At 59.5% G+C, this 16675-nt stretch carries 9 protein-coding genes and 3 pseudogenes; 3 read left to right on the forward strand and 9 right to left on the reverse strand.

Annotation, left to right across the window (positions count from 1 at the left end; translation table 11 throughout):
- Nucleotides 1-141 precede the first annotated feature (141 nt).
- From PRI8871_RS05570 to PRI8871_RS05590, 5 genes and pseudogenes are all read right to left on the reverse strand, one after another.
- A pseudogene (locus tag PRI8871_RS05570) lies at nt 142-1215 on the reverse strand (NAD(P)/FAD-dependent oxidoreductase); the annotation flags it as partial.
- Between the two features lie 3 nt (nt 1216-1218).
- Complete coding sequence (locus PRI8871_RS05575) at nt 1219-2034, reverse strand: ABC transporter permease (RefSeq protein ID WP_108885224.1); 816 nt, start codon at nt 2032-2034, stop codon at nt 1219-1221.
- A gap of 34 nt (nt 2035-2068) precedes the next feature.
- A complete protein-coding gene (locus tag PRI8871_RS05580) occupies nt 2069-2959 on the reverse strand; it encodes an ABC transporter permease subunit (protein ID WP_108885225.1) in 891 nt (296 codons plus the stop codon).
- 13 nt (nt 2960-2972) lie between these two features.
- Nucleotides 2973-4130 carry an ABC transporter ATP-binding protein gene (locus tag PRI8871_RS05585; RefSeq protein WP_108885226.1) on the reverse strand — a complete coding sequence of 386 codons (1158 nt, stop codon included), beginning with the start codon at nt 4128-4130 and terminating at the stop codon, nt 2973-2975.
- A 72-nt stretch (nt 4131-4202) separates the two neighbouring features.
- Nucleotides 4203-5288 carry a polyamine ABC transporter substrate-binding protein gene (locus PRI8871_RS05590; protein WP_108885227.1) on the reverse strand — a complete coding sequence of 362 codons (1086 nt, stop codon included), beginning with the start codon at nt 5286-5288 and terminating at the stop codon, nt 4203-4205.
- A gap of 205 nt (nt 5289-5493) precedes the next feature.
- Here PRI8871_RS05590 and PRI8871_RS05595 point away from each other — a divergent pair, with 205 nt between their 5' ends.
- The gene (locus PRI8871_RS05595) at nt 5494-6897 is read left to right on the forward strand and encodes an aspartate aminotransferase family protein (protein ID WP_108885228.1); all 1404 of its coding nucleotides are present in this window, start codon (nt 5494-5496) and stop codon (nt 6895-6897) included.
- Between the two features lie 70 nt (nt 6898-6967).
- On the opposite strand, the gene PRI8871_RS05600 is transcribed toward PRI8871_RS05595, so the two are convergent.
- Together PRI8871_RS05600 and PRI8871_RS20110 are read right to left on the reverse strand one after the other, a co-directional pair.
- Nucleotides 6968-7582, reverse strand: a complete 615-nt coding sequence (locus tag PRI8871_RS05600) for a glutathione S-transferase family protein (protein WP_108885229.1) — start codon at nt 7580-7582, stop codon at nt 6968-6970.
- Between the two features lie 106 nt (nt 7583-7688).
- Nucleotides 7689-10385 (reverse strand): benzoate-CoA ligase family protein, encoded by a 2697-nt coding sequence (locus PRI8871_RS20110; protein ID WP_108885230.1) that lies wholly within the window; start codon nt 10383-10385, stop codon nt 7689-7691.
- Between the two features lie 90 nt (nt 10386-10475).
- On the opposite strand from PRI8871_RS20110, the gene PRI8871_RS05610 reads away from it, so the two are divergent.
- Nucleotides 10476-10889, forward strand: a complete 414-nt coding sequence (locus tag PRI8871_RS05610) for an acyl-CoA thioesterase (protein WP_181389387.1) — start codon at nt 10476-10478, stop codon at nt 10887-10889.
- Nucleotides 10890-10892: 3 nt separating this feature from the next.
- Nucleotides 10893-11624: an IclR family transcriptional regulator gene (locus tag PRI8871_RS05615; protein ID WP_108885232.1), complete on the forward strand. Its 732-nt coding sequence runs from the start codon at nt 10893-10895 to the stop codon at nt 11622-11624.
- 48 nt (nt 11625-11672) lie between these two features.
- Here PRI8871_RS05615 and PRI8871_RS05620 read toward each other — a convergent pair.
- Nucleotides 11673-13844, reverse strand: a pseudogene (locus PRI8871_RS05620) (esterase-like activity of phytase family protein).
- A gap of 162 nt (nt 13845-14006) precedes the next feature.
- Nucleotides 14007-16644 (reverse strand): annotated as a pseudogene (mutS, locus tag PRI8871_RS05625) (DNA mismatch repair protein MutS).
- Between the last annotated feature and the right edge of the window lie 31 nt (nt 16645-16675).

Genomic DNA, 16675 nt, shown 5'->3' on the forward strand with positions numbered 1-16675 from the left:
CGCAATCGCCCGCCCCGCTGCGCGAAATGAAAGCTCCGCGCGTCGGGCGATTGCTCAACCTGCGCCGATCGGCGTAAACACCAACCGGACTCCGGTCGCGGCTGGATGAAAGTTCAGTGGCAGGTCAAAGGGCACAAGGCTGGGCAACAAACATACCAATCCAGACCATGAGTGGGTCACGGGGACATCCCGCCACTGTTGAAACAGCCGATGAAAATGCAATTGAGTTTGCCGTTGACTGTATCGCATCGAATTTGGTTTGGCCGACACGCCGCCGCGCATTCCGAACAAAAAACGATTGTTAGGCAGTTTTCGGAAATAATGCAGCAAATGCCGGTGGTCATACGCCATCTGATCGCTGAACCAGCCTTGGCTACTTTGCTGCTGTTTGGTCAAAGGCGCTGTCACAAGGACCTGAGATTGCGCCGGCATATAGCGGGCGCGAAGCCAATCAGGCACATCATCCGAGGAATAACCGTTCGTCGCCAAGATCACCTTCTTGGCACACACAATTCCATTATCTGTGTAAGCCCTGAAACCCGCACCGCTCGTTTCAAGACGGCGCACAGCGCTAAAGGGATGCAAGCGCGCGCCCGCTGCAAGCGTTATGCGTTGCAAGCCATTAAGATACTTCGCGGGGTTCAGGCCGAATCCAATCGGTATTGTCAGCGCACCAAAAAATTTGCCAGCCAGTCCATGACTTGCCAAATCCGATGGCGCGATGACCGCTGGATCAACCCCATAGGACCGGCGGACACCCGTTGCCGTCTGTGCAAGCTTTCGAAATGCGCGTGGCGAATGCGCCATTATCGTTTCGCCGTTGGAATGCAGATCGACCTTCATCCCGTGTTCGGCGATCAAATCCGCCACCAATTGGACGGCAACGCGTTCCGCCAAGGCCCAGTCAGCGGCGGCGCCTTCTCCAAATTTGCGGGCAATCTGCGCATGGGTCAGCTTGGCACCGCCCAAACAGCAAAAGCCCCCATTCCTACCAGACGCACCGAACCCAGGATCGCGCTCTTCCAGAACGACAACATCGCACCCAGCCTTTGCCAAGTGAAACGCTGCGGACAAACCGGTGTACCCAGCCCCAACAACGGCCACGTCGCAAGTTGTATTTCCGGCCAATGGCAGCGCATCAACCGGATCAACGAACTCATCCCAATAGCATCCAGTTCGCGCAGCATAGGCCTGCGGTTCATAGATGCGTCGCATCGGTTACGACCGTTCGGCGGACTGTTCGTCGCGCGCCCGCTTCACTGCTGCGCGTTTTGTAATCAAAGACGCGGACACGACGCCCACGGTGACGATGCCAATCATGATAGTCGACAGGGCGTTGATTTCCGGGCTGACGCCCAACCGTACCGCCGAGAAGATCTTGATCGGCAACGTTGTCGCCGATGGCCCAGACGTAAAGCTGGCGATGACCAGATCGTCCAACGACAAGGTAAACGCCAGCAACCAACCCGAGATGATCGCAGGTGCGATGATCGGCAAGGTGACAAGGCGGAACGCCTCAAACGGGGAACATCCAAGGTCAAGCGCCGCTTCTTCCAGCGAATGATCGAAGGTGGTCAACCGCGACGACACCACCACCGACACATAGCACATCGCAAAGGTCGTATGGGCCAAGATGATCGTGACAATCCCCCGGTCCAGTCCGATCCCGATAAACAGCAAAAGCAGGGACAGGCCGGTGATGACCTCAGGCATAACCAGCGGCGCGTAGATCATGCCGGAAAACAGGGTCCGCCCGTGAAATCGCCCCTGCCGGACAAGCACATAGGCGGCCATCGTGCCAAGAACCGTCGCAAAGGTGGAGGACACAACCGCCACTTTCAACGTCACCACAGCGGCGGCAAGGAAGTCTTCGTTGTGGAATAATTCGACATACCACTTGGTCGAAAATCCGGCCCAAACGGTCACCAGCTTGCTGGCGTTGAAGCTGTAGATCACCAGAATGATCATCGGCATGTACAGGAATACGAAGCCAAGCGTCAGCGAGGTCGCGTTGAACCAGGAAAACCGCTTCATACCGCGCCCTCCTGCGATGCGGAGGAAAGACCATTCATCGCCCTGCCTCCCGCGCTTTTTGTTCGTTCCGCTGGAACAGGATGATCGGGATGATCAGGATCAGCAGAAGGATGATCGCCACGGCCGAAGCCACCGGCCAATCGCGGTTTGAGAAAAACTCTTCCCACAGGACTTTACCGATCATCAGCGTGCCCGATCCGCCCAACAACGACGGGATGACAAATTCGCCAATCGCCGGGATGAAGACCAGAAAACACCCCGCCACGATCCCGTTGCGGGACAGCGGGAAGGTGATCAGCCAGAAGGCCTGCAAACGCGAACAGCCCAGATCCTCGGCCGCTTCGAGCAGGCTTTCGTCCAGCTTTTCCAAGGCCGAATAGATCGGAAGGATCATGAAAGGCAGGTAGGTGTAAACGATTCCGATATAGACGGCGATCTTGGTGTTCAGCAGGATCAAGGGTTCGGAAATGATGCCGGTCCACATCAGGAACCGGTTCAAAACGCCCTCGGTCGATAGGATGCCCATCCACGAATAGACGCGGATCAGAAAGCTGGTCCAGAAGGGCAGGATCACCAGCATGAGCAGCGTCGGCCGCCATTCATCCGCAGCCCGCGCCATGGCGTAGGCAATGGGATAGGCCACCAGCAGGGTCAGCAGGGTCGATACAACCGCGATCTGCAGCGAGCTTAGGTAAGCCTTCCAATAGAGATCATCTGTCGACAGGAAGACAAAGTTCTCAAAGTCCAGTTCAGACAGGAACGCCTTGATCCCGGCCCAACCTTCCGCCAAGTCAAGCTGCGGAAAATAAGGCGGACGCGCCAAGGCCACATCCGAGAGAGAGATTTTCAGAACGATCAGGAACGGGATCAGAAACAGCGCCACCAACCAAAGGTACGGCACTGCGATCAGGATCAAGCGGCGCATGGTCGACCCCCGCTCACTTCGTCAACAGAACACCGGCGGTGTCTGTCCAACTAAGCCAAACTTCGTCGTCCCACGTAAAATCCCGACGCGCCAAGCGACGCGAGTTGGTCATCAGCGCACTGATCAACCCGCCGGACGGCAGGCGCACGTGATAGGTCGACACGTCGCCCAGATAACCGATGTCCTCGATCTTGCCGCGCACATGGTTGGCGCGGTCGGCCAAGGGTTCACGATCTACGGAAATTTTCTCAGGGCGGATCGCGTAGCTGACGCGCTGGCCATCGCTGATCGGTTGATCAAAGGCCGTGATGATCGGGTCGGCCCCTTCAGCAAAGGAAATATGCACCCGGTCGCCCTGCACGGTGGCGTTGCCTTCGACGATGTTCACATCGCCAATAAAGTCAGCGACATAGACGCTATTGGGGGCCTCATAAATCCCGGCGGGTGTGTCCACCTGAATCATTTTCCCGTGGTCCATAACCGCAACCCGCGACGCGACTGTCATCGCCTCTTCTTGGTCGTGCGTCACGATGACGAAGGTCGTGCCGGTTTTTTCCTGAATGTCCATCAGCTCAAACTGCGTTTCATTGCGCAGTTTCTTGTCAAGCGCGCCAAGCGGTTCATCTAGCAACAGCAGCTTGGGCGCTTTGGCCAGCGACCGCGCCAACGCAACGCGCTGACGTTGCCCGCCTGAGATCTGATGCGGTTTGCGTTTGGCAAATTGCTCAAGCCTGGTCAGGCGCAGCATTTCGGCGACGCGTTCCTCGATCTTGTCTTGGTCCAGCTTGTCCCGGCGCAGACCAAAGGCAATGTTGTCCCAAACGCTAAGGTGCGGAAACAGGGCGTAGCTTTGGAACATCATGTTCACCGGCCGCTTGTTCGGCGGCACCGCCACGATGTCTTGCCCGCCCAGCAGGATCTGGCCCCGCGTCGGGTTTTCGAACCCGGCCAACATCCGCATCAGAGTGGTCTTCCCGCAGCCCGACGGGCCCAGAAGGGCGAAAAATTCGCGTTGGTAGATGTCGATTGTCAGATCATCGATCGCCGTGAAGTCGCCGAATTTTTTCGTGACATTCTTGAATTGGATCAAAGGCTTCGCATCGGGATCTTCCCAAGGCGCAAATGCAGTGGATGCGTGTTTGATACCCGAGGAACGGGGCGCACTGGCCATGAGGATGTCTCCGGCTAATGGTGTGGCCCCGCGCCAAGTCCGGTCGGCACGGGGCATTTCATAGCGATCAGATCAGGTGCCAGACTTGATCTTGGTCCACAGACGGGTCAGCGAACGCTGGTCCTTCGGGCCCCATGGGGTCACGGTATAAAGGTTTTCCAGCGTTGCAGCGTCCGGGTAAATCGCGGTGTCGCCGATCACGTCTTCGATCAGGAATTCCTGCGATGCCTTGTTGCCGTTGGCGTAGTAAACATAGTTCGACGCCGCCGCCATGTTGTTGGCATCCATGATGAAGTTCAGGAACTTGTGCGCACCGTCCGGGTTCGGAGCATCCACCGGGATCGCCATTTGGTCGAACCACATCAGCGACCCTTCGGAGGGCGCGTTATACGCGATCTCAACACCGTTGTCGGCCTCAGCGGCGCGGTCACGGGCTTGCAGAATGTCACCCGACCAACCGATTGCCACGCAGATATCGCCATTGGCCAGCGCGTTGATATACTCCGAGCTGTGGAACTTCTGAATATAGGGGCGCACAGCCATCAGAACTTCTTCGGCCTTGTCCAGCGCGGCCTGATCCTTGCCATCCGGGTCCATACCGGCATAGGCCAGCGCCGCAGGGATAATCTCGGTCGGGGCATCTAGGAAATGCACGCCGCATGCGGCCAGCTTTTCCATATTCGCCGGGTTCAGAACCAGCTCCAGCGACCCAACGGGCGCGTCTTCGCCCAGAATCTCGGTCACTTTGCCAACGTTTACGCCAATACCGGTGGTGCCCCACATGTAGTTGATCGAATAGGCGTTGCCTTCGTCATAGGACGCGGTGCGCTTTTCGATCACGTCCCACATGTTGCCGATGTTGGACAGCTTGGACTTGTCCAGCTTTTGGAACGCGCCCGCAGCGATCTGACGCTGCAAGAAGGTGCCGGTTGGCACAACAACGTCATAGCCCGACCCGCCAGCCAGCATTTTCGTCTCAAGCAGTTCGTTCGAATCGAACACGTCGTAGATCAGATCGATACCGGTTTCTTCTTCGAACTGGGTCAGCAGCTCTTCGTCGATATAATCGGACCAGTTGTAGACGCGCACTTCTTCAGCGCTGGCCATACCGGCCATCAGTGCCGCAACGGCGGTCACGTTCAGCAGATGCTTAGTCATGTGTAATCTCCCACAGGATCCGGAGTCTTCAGCCCCTTGCCCTCAGAATGAGCCGATAATTTGCGCCAACGCAACGGGGCACAGCCTTTCGATGTGCGATTTACTGCGCGACGCTGCGAAACTTTGCATTCCAGTCGCATCCCCTTGTTGGCCGCTTCGAAGTCGCGCCATAGTGCAGGCGTCACGTTTCTGGAAAGGCGCCCGCATGGTCAGCATCTCGACAAACACCCCAACATCCGAACTTCAGGCGATTGATGCGGCGCATCACATGCACCCTTTCACCACGGCGCAGGATCTGGCCGTCAAAGGGGCCCGCGTCATCACCCGCGCCGAAGGCTGTTGGCTGACCGATAGCGACGGGAACCGCATTTTGGACGCTATGGCGGGGCTGTGGTGTGTGAATATCGGTTATGGCCGCCGCGAATTGGCCGAGGTCGCCGCGCGCCAGATCCAGGATCTACCCTTCTACAACACCTTCTTTCAGACGACCCATGTGCCGGTTATCGCCCTGGCCGCAAAACTGGCGGAACTGGCCCCCGGCGATCTGAACACCGTGTTCTTCGCAAACTCAGGGTCTGAGGCGAATGACACCAATATTCGCGCCGTCCGCACCTATTGGGCCGCCAAAGGCCAGCCGGATCGCAATGTCATCATCAGCCGCTGGAACGCGTATCACGGGTCTTGCGTCGGGTCCGGCAGCCTTGGCGGTATGACAGGCATGCACGCACAAGGCGGCATGCCGATTCCTGACATCCACCACATTGGCCAGCCGCATTGGTACAACGAAGGCGGTGATCTCAGCCCCGAAGACTTTGGCCTTGCCCGCGCCCGCGAATTGGAAACCGCAATCCTCGAGATTGGCCCGGATCGCGTCGCCGCCTTCATTGCCGAACCGATCCAAGGCGCAGGCGGCGTCATCGTGCCCCCGGCCAGCTACTGGCCCGAAATCCAGCGCATCACCAAACAATACGGTATCTTGTTGATCGCTGACGAAGTCATCACCGGCTTTGGCCGTACCGGCAATTGGTTCGGCTCTGAAACGCTGGGCATCACGCCCGATATCATGACCATCGCCAAGGGCCTCAGCTCGGGCTACCAGCCCATCGGTGCGTCCATCCTGTCGGATGAGGTCGCGGCGACCTTGGCTCAGGTCGAGTTTAACCACGGCTATACCTATTCCGGCCATCCCGTGGCCTGCGCCGTCGCCTTGGAAAACATACGCATTCTCGAAGAAGAAGACATCATCACCCGCGTACGCGAAGACACCGGCCCCTACCTGAAAAAGCGCTTCGAAAGCCTGACCGACCACCCCTTGGTGGGTGAGGCCAGCATCGTCGGCATGATGGGATCGCTGGCGCTGACACCCGACAAAGCCACCCGCGCCCCGTTTGAGGCCGAGGCAGGCACCGTCGGCTATATCTGCCGTGAACGGTGCTTTGCCAACAACCTGATCATGCGCCACGTTTACGACCGCATGATCATCTCGCCGCCGCTGACGATCTCGAAAAAGGAAATTGACATCCTGATCGAACGGGCCAGAAAGTCGCTCGATGAATGCTACGCGCATCTGCAAGCGAACGACATGCTGAAGCCGGGAACCCGCCCCTAGCTTCTTCTCTTTATTAAATACCGCTGGGGGTGAATGGCCGTAGGCCAGAGGGGGCAAGGCCCCCCTCCTTTCACTGCGGGAAAAACTGCGCGGGTGTTTTCATTGCCGGGTGCGCCCGCATCCGATCAAGCCACCCGGCCATTTTCGCGGACGGCTCCAAGCCTGCGACGGCCAGCCATTGGGTATAGCCCCAAACCGCGCAATCGCCGAAGCCCGGAAACGCGCCGTGCAAGAAATTTGCATCGCCAAGCAAACGGTCAAAGTTCTTCACATCGGCGTTAAAGCGAATGGTCAGCCATTCGATGGCCCCATCCGGGAAGCCTTCGTTCTGCACACGCCGCGCTTCTTTCAGCTGCGGCACGCACATGCCGATCCGGTTCGCCTCCCACATCAGAATTTCGCGACCGCGCCGCAATCCCTCGGCACTTTCGCCGCCCAGAACCCCGAACCGAGACGCAATCTCCATCAGGATCGCGCCGGATTGCACATGCGCCACGCCGTTTATCATTAGGCAAGGCACCTCGGCAAAGGGGCTGGCTGCTAGAAATTCGGCCGGGCGAGTGGCCGGATCAGCCCAGATATCCACCCATTGGGTTTTGTGGTCAAAGCCTGCCATCGACAGGGCCAAAGCCACCTTGCAGGCGTGGCCCGAATCCGGGTGTCCGAAAAGCAACAAATCAGTCATAGCGCATTCCTCAAATCAGTCTGGCCACGCTGATTTGAACCTGTGTTCCTGTCAATCGGTCTAAAATGAAAAAGGGGGCCGAAGCCCCGATTCCTGTTCAATCGGTTTAACGCTTCAGCGCCTGCCGGTCGATCTTGCCCGTTCCCGTCTTGGGCAGGCTTTCGACGTATTCCATGATACGCGGGTACTTGAACGGCTGAAGCTTGCCCTTCACATAGTCCTGCAAGGCTTTGGTTTGGCCATCATCCCCGGCACCGGCCCTTAGGCTGACCACCGCGCGCAGGGTCATCCGGCGATCCTCCAACTCATGGGCCAGCACCGCGCATTCGTGAACGTCGGGGTGTTCGTTCAGGCACCGCTCCACCTCTAGCGGCCAAACCCACTGGCCTGAGACTTTGATCAGATCATCGGCGCGGCCTTGGAAGTAATAGAAGCCGTCCTGTTCGATGAAGCGATCGCCGGTATAGATCCAATCCTCGCGCATGGTCTCGGCGGTTTTGTCGGGGCGGTTCCAATAGATCGGCGCGGATGACCCGCCGCGCACATACATCACCCCATCCACGCCCGAGCCGACACGATTGCCATCGCCGTCGCGAAGCTCAATCTCATAGCCCGGTACGGCCTTGCCGGCGGAGCCAAGCCGCTGCTCCTCAGCCGTGTTCGATAGATACACGTGCAGCATTTCGGTGCTGCCAAGGCCCTCAATCGGCGGCAATCCCGTCAGCGCCTGCCAGCGCTTGAACACGTCTTCCGACAGGATTTCAGCCGCCGACATACATTGCCGCAAAGACGATAGATCACGGGTTTCAACGCCCGGCATATTGCAAATCGCGGTGTACAGCGTCGGCAGGCCGTAGAATACGCTGGGTTTATAGGCCTCAACCGTATCAACCACCGCCTCGGGCGTGGGCCGCCCCGGCATCAGCAGGGTGCAAGCCCCGACCGAGAATGGGAAAGTGAACGCATTCCCGAACCCGTAGGCAAAGTAGATCTTCGGCACCGAGAAACACACATCCCCCGCCGTCAGTTTCAGCACGCTTTGCGCAAAGCTTTGCTGCGAATAGGCCATGTCGTGATGCAGGTGGACGATCCCCTTGGGCCGCCCCGTGGTGCCCGACGAATACATCCAGAACGCCATGTCATCGGGGCCGGTGGTCGCCACCGGCAGATCCGGGCCGTAGCCTGCAAGGAAATCATCCGCGCTTTGCGTTCCTGCAGGGGCCTCGCCGTTGACCACAACCAGCGGCACGCGCGATTTTGCCTCCGAGAAACGCTCAACAAGCCCGGCCTCGGTCAGCGCGAAAGGCGCGGCGCTGTCTTCGAGATAGTAGTTCAAGATGTCCGGCGGGGTCATGGTGTTGAGCAAAACAGGCACGAATCCAGCCCGAACCGCGCCAAAAAAAGCGGCCGGATAGACCGGCGTATCCTCAAGGAAGAAGGCAATCCGGTCGCCCTGAACCAAGCCTGCGGCCTTGAACGCATTGCCCCAACGGCCCGCTTGGTCGATCAATTCGGCATAGGTCACATCGCCAGCCGGTCCGGTCAAGGCACGCGCATTCGGGTTGCGGTCAAGGTTATCCCACAGGATGGACGAGCAATTCGGGTGCTGCGCCTTGTCAAAGCCGATGGCCTTGGCGGCGGGCACATCGTTGCTGACTGGATCGGTGATCTCGGGGCGCAGGGCCTCATAGGCCTCCATGAACTTGGGCGCGATCTGACGCAGTCGGTCGCGCGGAATGCGGCCCGAGCGAGTGATATAGCTCATCCCGAAATCAAGCGGGCGCGCCTCCATCCGTTCGCTGAAGGTCTCGTACCACTCGCAGGAAGTATTGGCCGCCGACACGATCTTTTTCGCCACCGAAACGCGGCTGGCCTGATAGGCGGCAAGGCCCGCGTCAACGGTCTCGGCCTCTTTCACCGATGTCACCAGCGCGATTGCGTCCTCCATCGCAAGGCGCGTGCCCGAGCCGATCGAGAAATGCGCCGTATGTACGGCATCACCGATCAAGGCGCGGTTCTTATACGTCCAGTTTTCGCACCACAGGCGCGGGAATTGCCGCCAGACGGATTTGTTCAGGACCAAAGGCGCGCCTTCCAAAACTTCGGCAAACAGCTCTTCGCAATAGGCGGCGCTTTGCTCTTCGTCCATCTTGTCGAAACCGTGGGCAAAGAAGGCGTCTTCCTCGATCTCGACGATAAAAGTGCTCATGTCCGGGGCATAGCGGTAGTGATGCGCGTTCAGCGCCCCCTTGGGATGGCGCACAAAACTTTGCGTCAGCGTGTCGAACGAGCGTTTGGTGCCGAACCACGCGAAACGGTTGGTCATATTGCTGACGGTCACGCCAAACGCATCGGGAGAGGCGTTGCGGACCACCGAATTCAAACCATCGGCGCCAATGATCAGATCAGCCTCTAGCGCGTCGATATCGTCAATGAACGTGTCAAAGACCAGCTCAACGCCCTCGGCCTCGGCCCGCGCTTGCAGGATCGTCAGCAGCTCAAGCCGCCCGATTGCTGCAAAGCCAACACCATCCAGCGCGACCGCCCCGTCGGGGTGGTTCAGCGTCATATCCTCCCATCGTTCCATGCGGGGGGCGATCAGATCATGGGTTTCGGCATCATCGGCCTTCAGAAAATCAAGCGCCCGATCCGAGAACACCACGCCAAAACCCCAAGTCACCCCGCGCGGGCTGACATCGGTGACGCGCACCTGCACATCGGGGAACATGCGGCGCAACAAGATGCCCGCGTACAAACCGCCGGGGCCACCCCCAACAATCTCAACTTTCTTCAGGTTTGCCATTCCGTCCTCCCGTCAGATGTGGCTTGATTTGATGCAGAACCTATGCGCATTTTCCATATTGCGCAATTATTTTTACAGAACGGAAAATCTATGAGCCAAGCACCCCTGTTTCACATCGACGTCCAGATCAGCTTTGGCCACTGCGACGCGGCAGGAATTGTGTTTTACCCCAACTACTTCCGTTGGTTTGACCGGTGCTTTCACACCTTTCTTCTGCATCGGCATGGCGGGCATGCCGCCGTGTGCAAGCAGACCGGGTCGCGCGGGATTGGCCTAATGTCCGCCGACGCAAAGTTCCGCAGCCCGGGCCTAGATGGCGATCTTCTGACCGTTGAAATGGGCCAACCCGTGTGGGGCAAACGGTCTTTGACGCTTCCCTATCGCGGTCTGGTCGGGGAACGGATATTGATCGAAGGCGAAGAAACGCGCGGCATCTTTGCCGAGGTGGATGGCCGTTTGACCGCCGCCCCGACGGATACGCTGCGCCAGATCATCGAAGGGTAAACCATGGCAGAAAGCGCGGGCATCCAATCACTCGACAGCGCGTTGGTTGTGCTAGAGGCCATGGCGCGTGCGCCCGGCCCGATGACGTTGACGCAATTGGCCAAAGACGTGAACATGCCCGCCAGCAAGGTGCACCGTTATCTGGCCAGTTTCGCGCATGCCGGTCTGGTGCAGCAGGCGGGCAAGTCTGGCAAATACGATCTGGGTCCGGGGGCAGCACGGCTGGGGCTGGCCGCTGTATCGCGGATGGATTTCGTGAACCGCACCGCCGACGCCCTGCCCGAGCTTTGCGCCGACACAGGACTGACCGCGCTGCTGTCTGTCTGGTCCGACAATGGGCCGACCATCGTGCGCTGGGAACGGGCCGCGGGGTTCATCGTGACCACGCTGGGACTTGGAACAACCATGCCACTGTTGCGGTCGGCCACGGGCCGGGTGTTTCTGGCCTATGCGCCCCCTCAGGTCATCGCCGAGCGCCTTACGTTCGAACAATCTACCGCGCCGGGAGTTGATCCCGATGTTATTAACCAAAACGTTAAATCAGACGGGTTCGCCCATGTTTCCGGTGACTTAATCCCCGGACTTGCAGCCATTTCAGCACCCGTTCTAAACTGGCAATCCGAGATTGAGGCCGCCGTCACCCTGATCGGCACAGACCCCAAGATCATCGCCGATACCCATCCAGCCGTTGCCCGGCTCAAAAAATTCTGCAACGACTTGTCCCTGAAAACGTAAAAGGGCGCACTCAGTCGCGCGCCCTTCCACTACGGACTTAAAACCGTCTTACATCTTGCCGAGGTTCCAGAAGAACGTCTCCCCCGAGCTGTCATCGACGCCATCGTTGTCGGTCGACGCCCAAGCGGTACCGTCTTCAAAGATCGCCAGACCTTCGACTTTGTCCACCACATAGCCGTTCTGCGCCCTCAGATCAGGGATCAGGTCGCGCACTTCTTCTTTGCTGACCACCGGAAGCTCTCCGCCCAAGGCCGCCGGAACCATGTCTGCCGCGGGGATGCGATAGATCTTCTTGGTCACTGCGGCAGAACCGATCTGGTTGTCGCGTTCGATCACATAGAAATAGTCGCCATGCGCCACGATCTCGGACAGGCCAACCCAACCCGTCGCAGGTTCGGCTTTGGGGTAGAGGACCGCGCCCCACTCTTCGGTTTCCAGGTTGTAGGACACCAGTTTGACGTGGTTCTTCGGGTCGTCCTTCCACTCACGCTGAACGGCCATCCACAGGGTATCGCCAACCTTGGTGATGCCTTCAAAGCCAAAGCGCTTCTCAACCGACATCAGCGCCGGCGGGATCACGATCTCGCCCGAATTGGTTTTGATCAGGCCATCCTTGTTGACGTGGTAGATCGCGTGCGGAATGGCCCGCTCCAACCGGCCTTCAGAGGCGACATAGAACCCGCCCTTGCCGTCCAGCGTGATGCCTTCCATGTCCAGCTTTTGCGCGGCATCGCCGTTGGCACGGTGGATGCGGATCACGTCGACAATCTGCGCCGGGTTCACCTTGGTATCGATCTTAAAGATCGACGGCTGGAAGCCATGGAAGCTATCGTTGACGGCCCAGACGATACCATCGGCATCGGCAACCATGCCCGAAATCGCGCCCCAACCGATCAGCTCATCGGCACCGGCCGAGGTCAGCTGCGGATAGGCAGCAGGGGCATCCTGATATTCAAACAGCATCACATGCGAACGCACGCCGCCATCTTCGATCAGGTCAGCCTCGTTGGCCACGGCCAGCAAGTTGCGTTCCGGGATCGCAATCGCGCCTTCGGGGGCAATGCCCGACGGCAGGATCTGCTTGAACACCGGGTTCGCCGGGTCGGTCACGTCATAGACCGAAACGGTCGACGACCGCTCGCCCAGAACAAAGGCAAACGGGGTGCCGCCGATAGTGGCGAATTCCATGCCTTCCGGCTCGGCGCCTTTGGCGTCCGAACGCTTGTCAGGGTAATGGCCCGACTGGATGATCGCGGTTTCAAAGTCCGAGTTCGACTCGAACACTTCGGTGCCGTCCTTGTGGAACACGGTTATCGACCGCGACCCGCCGTCCATATCGCCTTCGTTGGCAATCATGAAGTGATCATTGTCGATCCACTGAACGCCATCGGGCTCACGTAGACGGCCCGGTTGCTCACCATCAAACGTCAACGCGCCGCGTTCGTCCTTGGTGTCGATCCGGGTCAGATCAACCGCACCGGCGGGGAAATGGTTGAGGATCGTGCCATCTGCGGCAAGGATCACCATCTCGTTGTTTTCCTGCATGGTCACAACGATTTCACCAAGGCCGTTTACGTCAACGAACTCAGGCTCGGGATCTTCCGGCGAAATCTGCGACAGACCGGTCACGTCGATCTGCGTCAGGCTGCCACAGTCCATCGCGCCATCTGCCACCGCAACGGTGGACACCCAACCGGCGGGCATCTGGCCAACACGGCCATCGCCCAGATCTTCGTCACGCTCGTTCTCAATCGCGATGACAACCTAGGTGCCTTCGTCGTTATGCGCGGTCGAATCCGGCTGACCGCCCAGATCGCAGGTTCCCGTGATCTCGCCCGTGGCCAGATCCAGCGAAACCAGCTTGCCCGACGGTTGCGTGTAGCTTTCCGAAGTGTTCACAGCCACGAAAGCCGTGTTGCCGATCACAGTCACCGAGGTCGGCTCGCCGCCAACATTGGTGTTGCCAAGCGGCGCGGGGTTCTTGGCGTCAGTGATGTCAACGCGGCCCACAACGCCCAGCGGGCTATCGGTATACACCAGCGTCATGCCATCGGCGCTTGCATCAATAATCTCGGCCGAGCTTTCGCGGCCCATGTCTTCGCCATCAGCCATATTGCGAATGGTTTCAAAGCTGGCGATACGGTTAAAATTCATCTCGGCCAGTGCCGAGCCAGCCGTCAGTGCAAGCACCGAGGTCAGGCAAGCGATCCGAATGCTCATCGGAGGTCTCCTTCAGGACAAGTCCCACGCCTCCTGAGGCCTCGCCGTCACAACAAGATGACAATCAGATCAATGTTTTGTAACAGCCCTGCGTATTTTCTGACCCCAAATATCCCGGGGAGTCCGGCCCGCAGGGCCGGGCGGGGCAGCGCCCCAAATGGCCTAGCCCTCGGCCAAAAGCGCCTTCAGATCGTACAGCGCCTGCAAGGCCTCACGCGGGGACAGGTCATCGGGCCGCACGTCTTTCAAGGCGTCTTCCAGCCGCGAATTGCCGGGTTTCGCCTTGGGTTGCGGGGGCGGCGCCGCGGCGAACAAGGGCAAATCGTCGATCAGGGCTTTGGGCGATGCGCGGTCACGTTCGCCCGCTTCCAGCGCCTCTAGAACCGACCGCGCGCGTGCGATGACCGCAGGCGGCAGGCCTGCCAATTGCGCCACTTGCACGCCGTAGGATCGATCAGCCGCGCCTGAGCGGACCTCGTGCAGGAAGATCACCTCGCCTTCCCATTCTTTGACTGCCACAGTTGCATTCGACACGCCGCGCAGCTTGCCAGCGAGGGCCGTCATCTCATGGTAATGGGTGGCAAACAGCGCCCGGACCCGGTTCACATCGTGCAGATGCTCCAACGTTGCCCAAGCGATGGATAGCCCGTCATAGGTCGCTGTGCCGCGCCCGATCTCATCCAGAATGACCAGCGCCCGATCATCGGCTTGGTTCAGGATGGCTGCGGTTTCGACCATCTCGACCATAAAGGTCGACCGACCCCGCGCCAGATCATCCGACGCGCCAACGCGGCTAAAGATCTGGCTGACCACACCGATATGGGCGCTGCGGGCAGGCACATAGCTGCCCATCTGCGCCAGCAAGGCGATCAGCGCGTTCTGGCGCAGGAAGGTCGATTTACCGGCCATGTTCGGACCGGTCAAAAGCTGGATCGCGGCATCCGACCCGTCGCCATTCAACGCGCAATCATTGGCAACGAATGGCCCGTCGCCCTGCGCCTGCAAGGCCCGCTCAACCACCGGATGACGCCCGCCGACCACGTCAAAGGCGCGGCTGTCGTCCACTTTGGGCCGGGTCCAACCCTGATCGACCGCCAGATCGGCCAGCGCGGCGGACAGGTCGAATTCGGCCAAGGCCAGAGCGGTTTGGCTGACCGCGGGTGCGCTGGCAAGAATGGCCTGACGCAACTGCTCAAAGATGGTCTTTTCAATCTCGATCGCGCGGCCACCGGCGTTCAGGATCTTGGTCTCAAGCTCTGACAACTCAACAGTGGTAAAGCGCACCTGATTGGCGGTGGTCTGGCGGTGAATAAACCGCTCGCCCATTCCGAACATGGTGTCGGCGTGGGTGGCCGTGGTTTCGATGAAATAGCCCAGCACATTGTTGTGCTTGATCTTCAGGCTATTGACCCCGGTTTCGGTGGCGTACTCCTGCTGCATCCGGGCGATCACGCCCCGCCCTTCGTCGCGCAGTGTCCGGCATTCGTCCAATTCCTCGTCAAACCCCGGCGCGATAAACCCGCCGTCACGGGCCAGCAAAGGCGGATCAGCCACAAGCGCAGTGTCCAGCAGATCAAGCAGTGTCCAGCAGATCAACCAGATCGTCATGTCCGCCAAGCGCTTTGTAGGCGGCGGCCAGAAGATCGGGCAGGCCATCCGTCGCGACCAGCCCCATCAGATCTTGGGCCTGCACCAACGCGTTGCGCACCGACGCCAAATCGCGCGGCCCGCCCCGGTCCAAACCCAGCCGCGATAACGCACGGTCCAGATCAGGCACTTTGCGCAGGGCATCCCGCAGCCCGTGCGGCGCGGTCATCGCCCAATCGATCGCATCAAGCCGACCCCAGATCACCGGCAGATCCCGTGAGGGGCTGGACAGACGGCGTTCCAACAACCGCGCCCCGGCGGCAGTCACGGTCCGGTCGATCACCGACAACAGCGTGCCTTGCCGCCCACCTTGCAGCGAATGGGTAAGCTCCAAATTCCGGCGCGTGGCGGCGTCGATCTGCAACAGACGTGAAACGCTGTCTTGTCGCGGCGGTTGGAGCAGCGGTAGCTTGCCCTTTTGCGTGATGTCCAGATAGTCCACCAACGCGCCCATGGCCGACACCTCGACCCGCGCGAAAGACCCGAAGGCATCCAGCGTTTGAACGTCGAACAGATCGGTCAGCTTTTTCTCGGCCCCGGTACTATCAAAGCTGGCCTTGCCCAGAGTTGTGGCCGCCACGCGCATGTCGGAAAGGACATGGCCCAGCTCTTCTTCGGTGGCGTCGGTGACCAGAACCTCAGACGGGGCAAGGCGGGCCAGTTCTGCACCGATCCGGCCACGCGGCAGGGTCATGACCTGAAACGCCCCGGTCGAGATATCGGCCCAAGCCATCGCCCAATCATCGCGGACCTGTGCCAAGGCGACCAGATAGTTGTGCCGCCGCGCCTCTAGCAGCGATTCCTCGGTCAGGGTGCCGGGGGTCACCAAACGGACCACATCCCGCTTCACGACCGACTTAGAGCCGCGTTTTTTCGCCTCAGCCGGGCTTTCAAGCTGTTCGCACACCGCAACACGAAACCCCTTGCGGATCAGCGTCAGCAAATACCCTTCGGCGGCATGCACAGGCACGCCGCACATCGGGATATCTTCGCCCTCATGCTTGCCGCGTTTCGTCAGCGCAATGTCCAACGCTTCGGCCGCACCGGCGGCATCGTCGAAAAACATCTCGTAGAAATCGCCCATACGGTAGAACAATAGCGCATCAGGGTATTGCGCCTTGATCTCTTGGTATTGCGCCATCATCGGCGTCATGGGCGGCCCTCCGGTCTTACCAAATGCAGGG

The organism is Pseudoprimorskyibacter insulae (assembly GCF_900302505.1).
Classification (GTDB): Bacteria; Pseudomonadota; Alphaproteobacteria; order Rhodobacterales; family Rhodobacteraceae; genus Pseudoprimorskyibacter; species Pseudoprimorskyibacter insulae.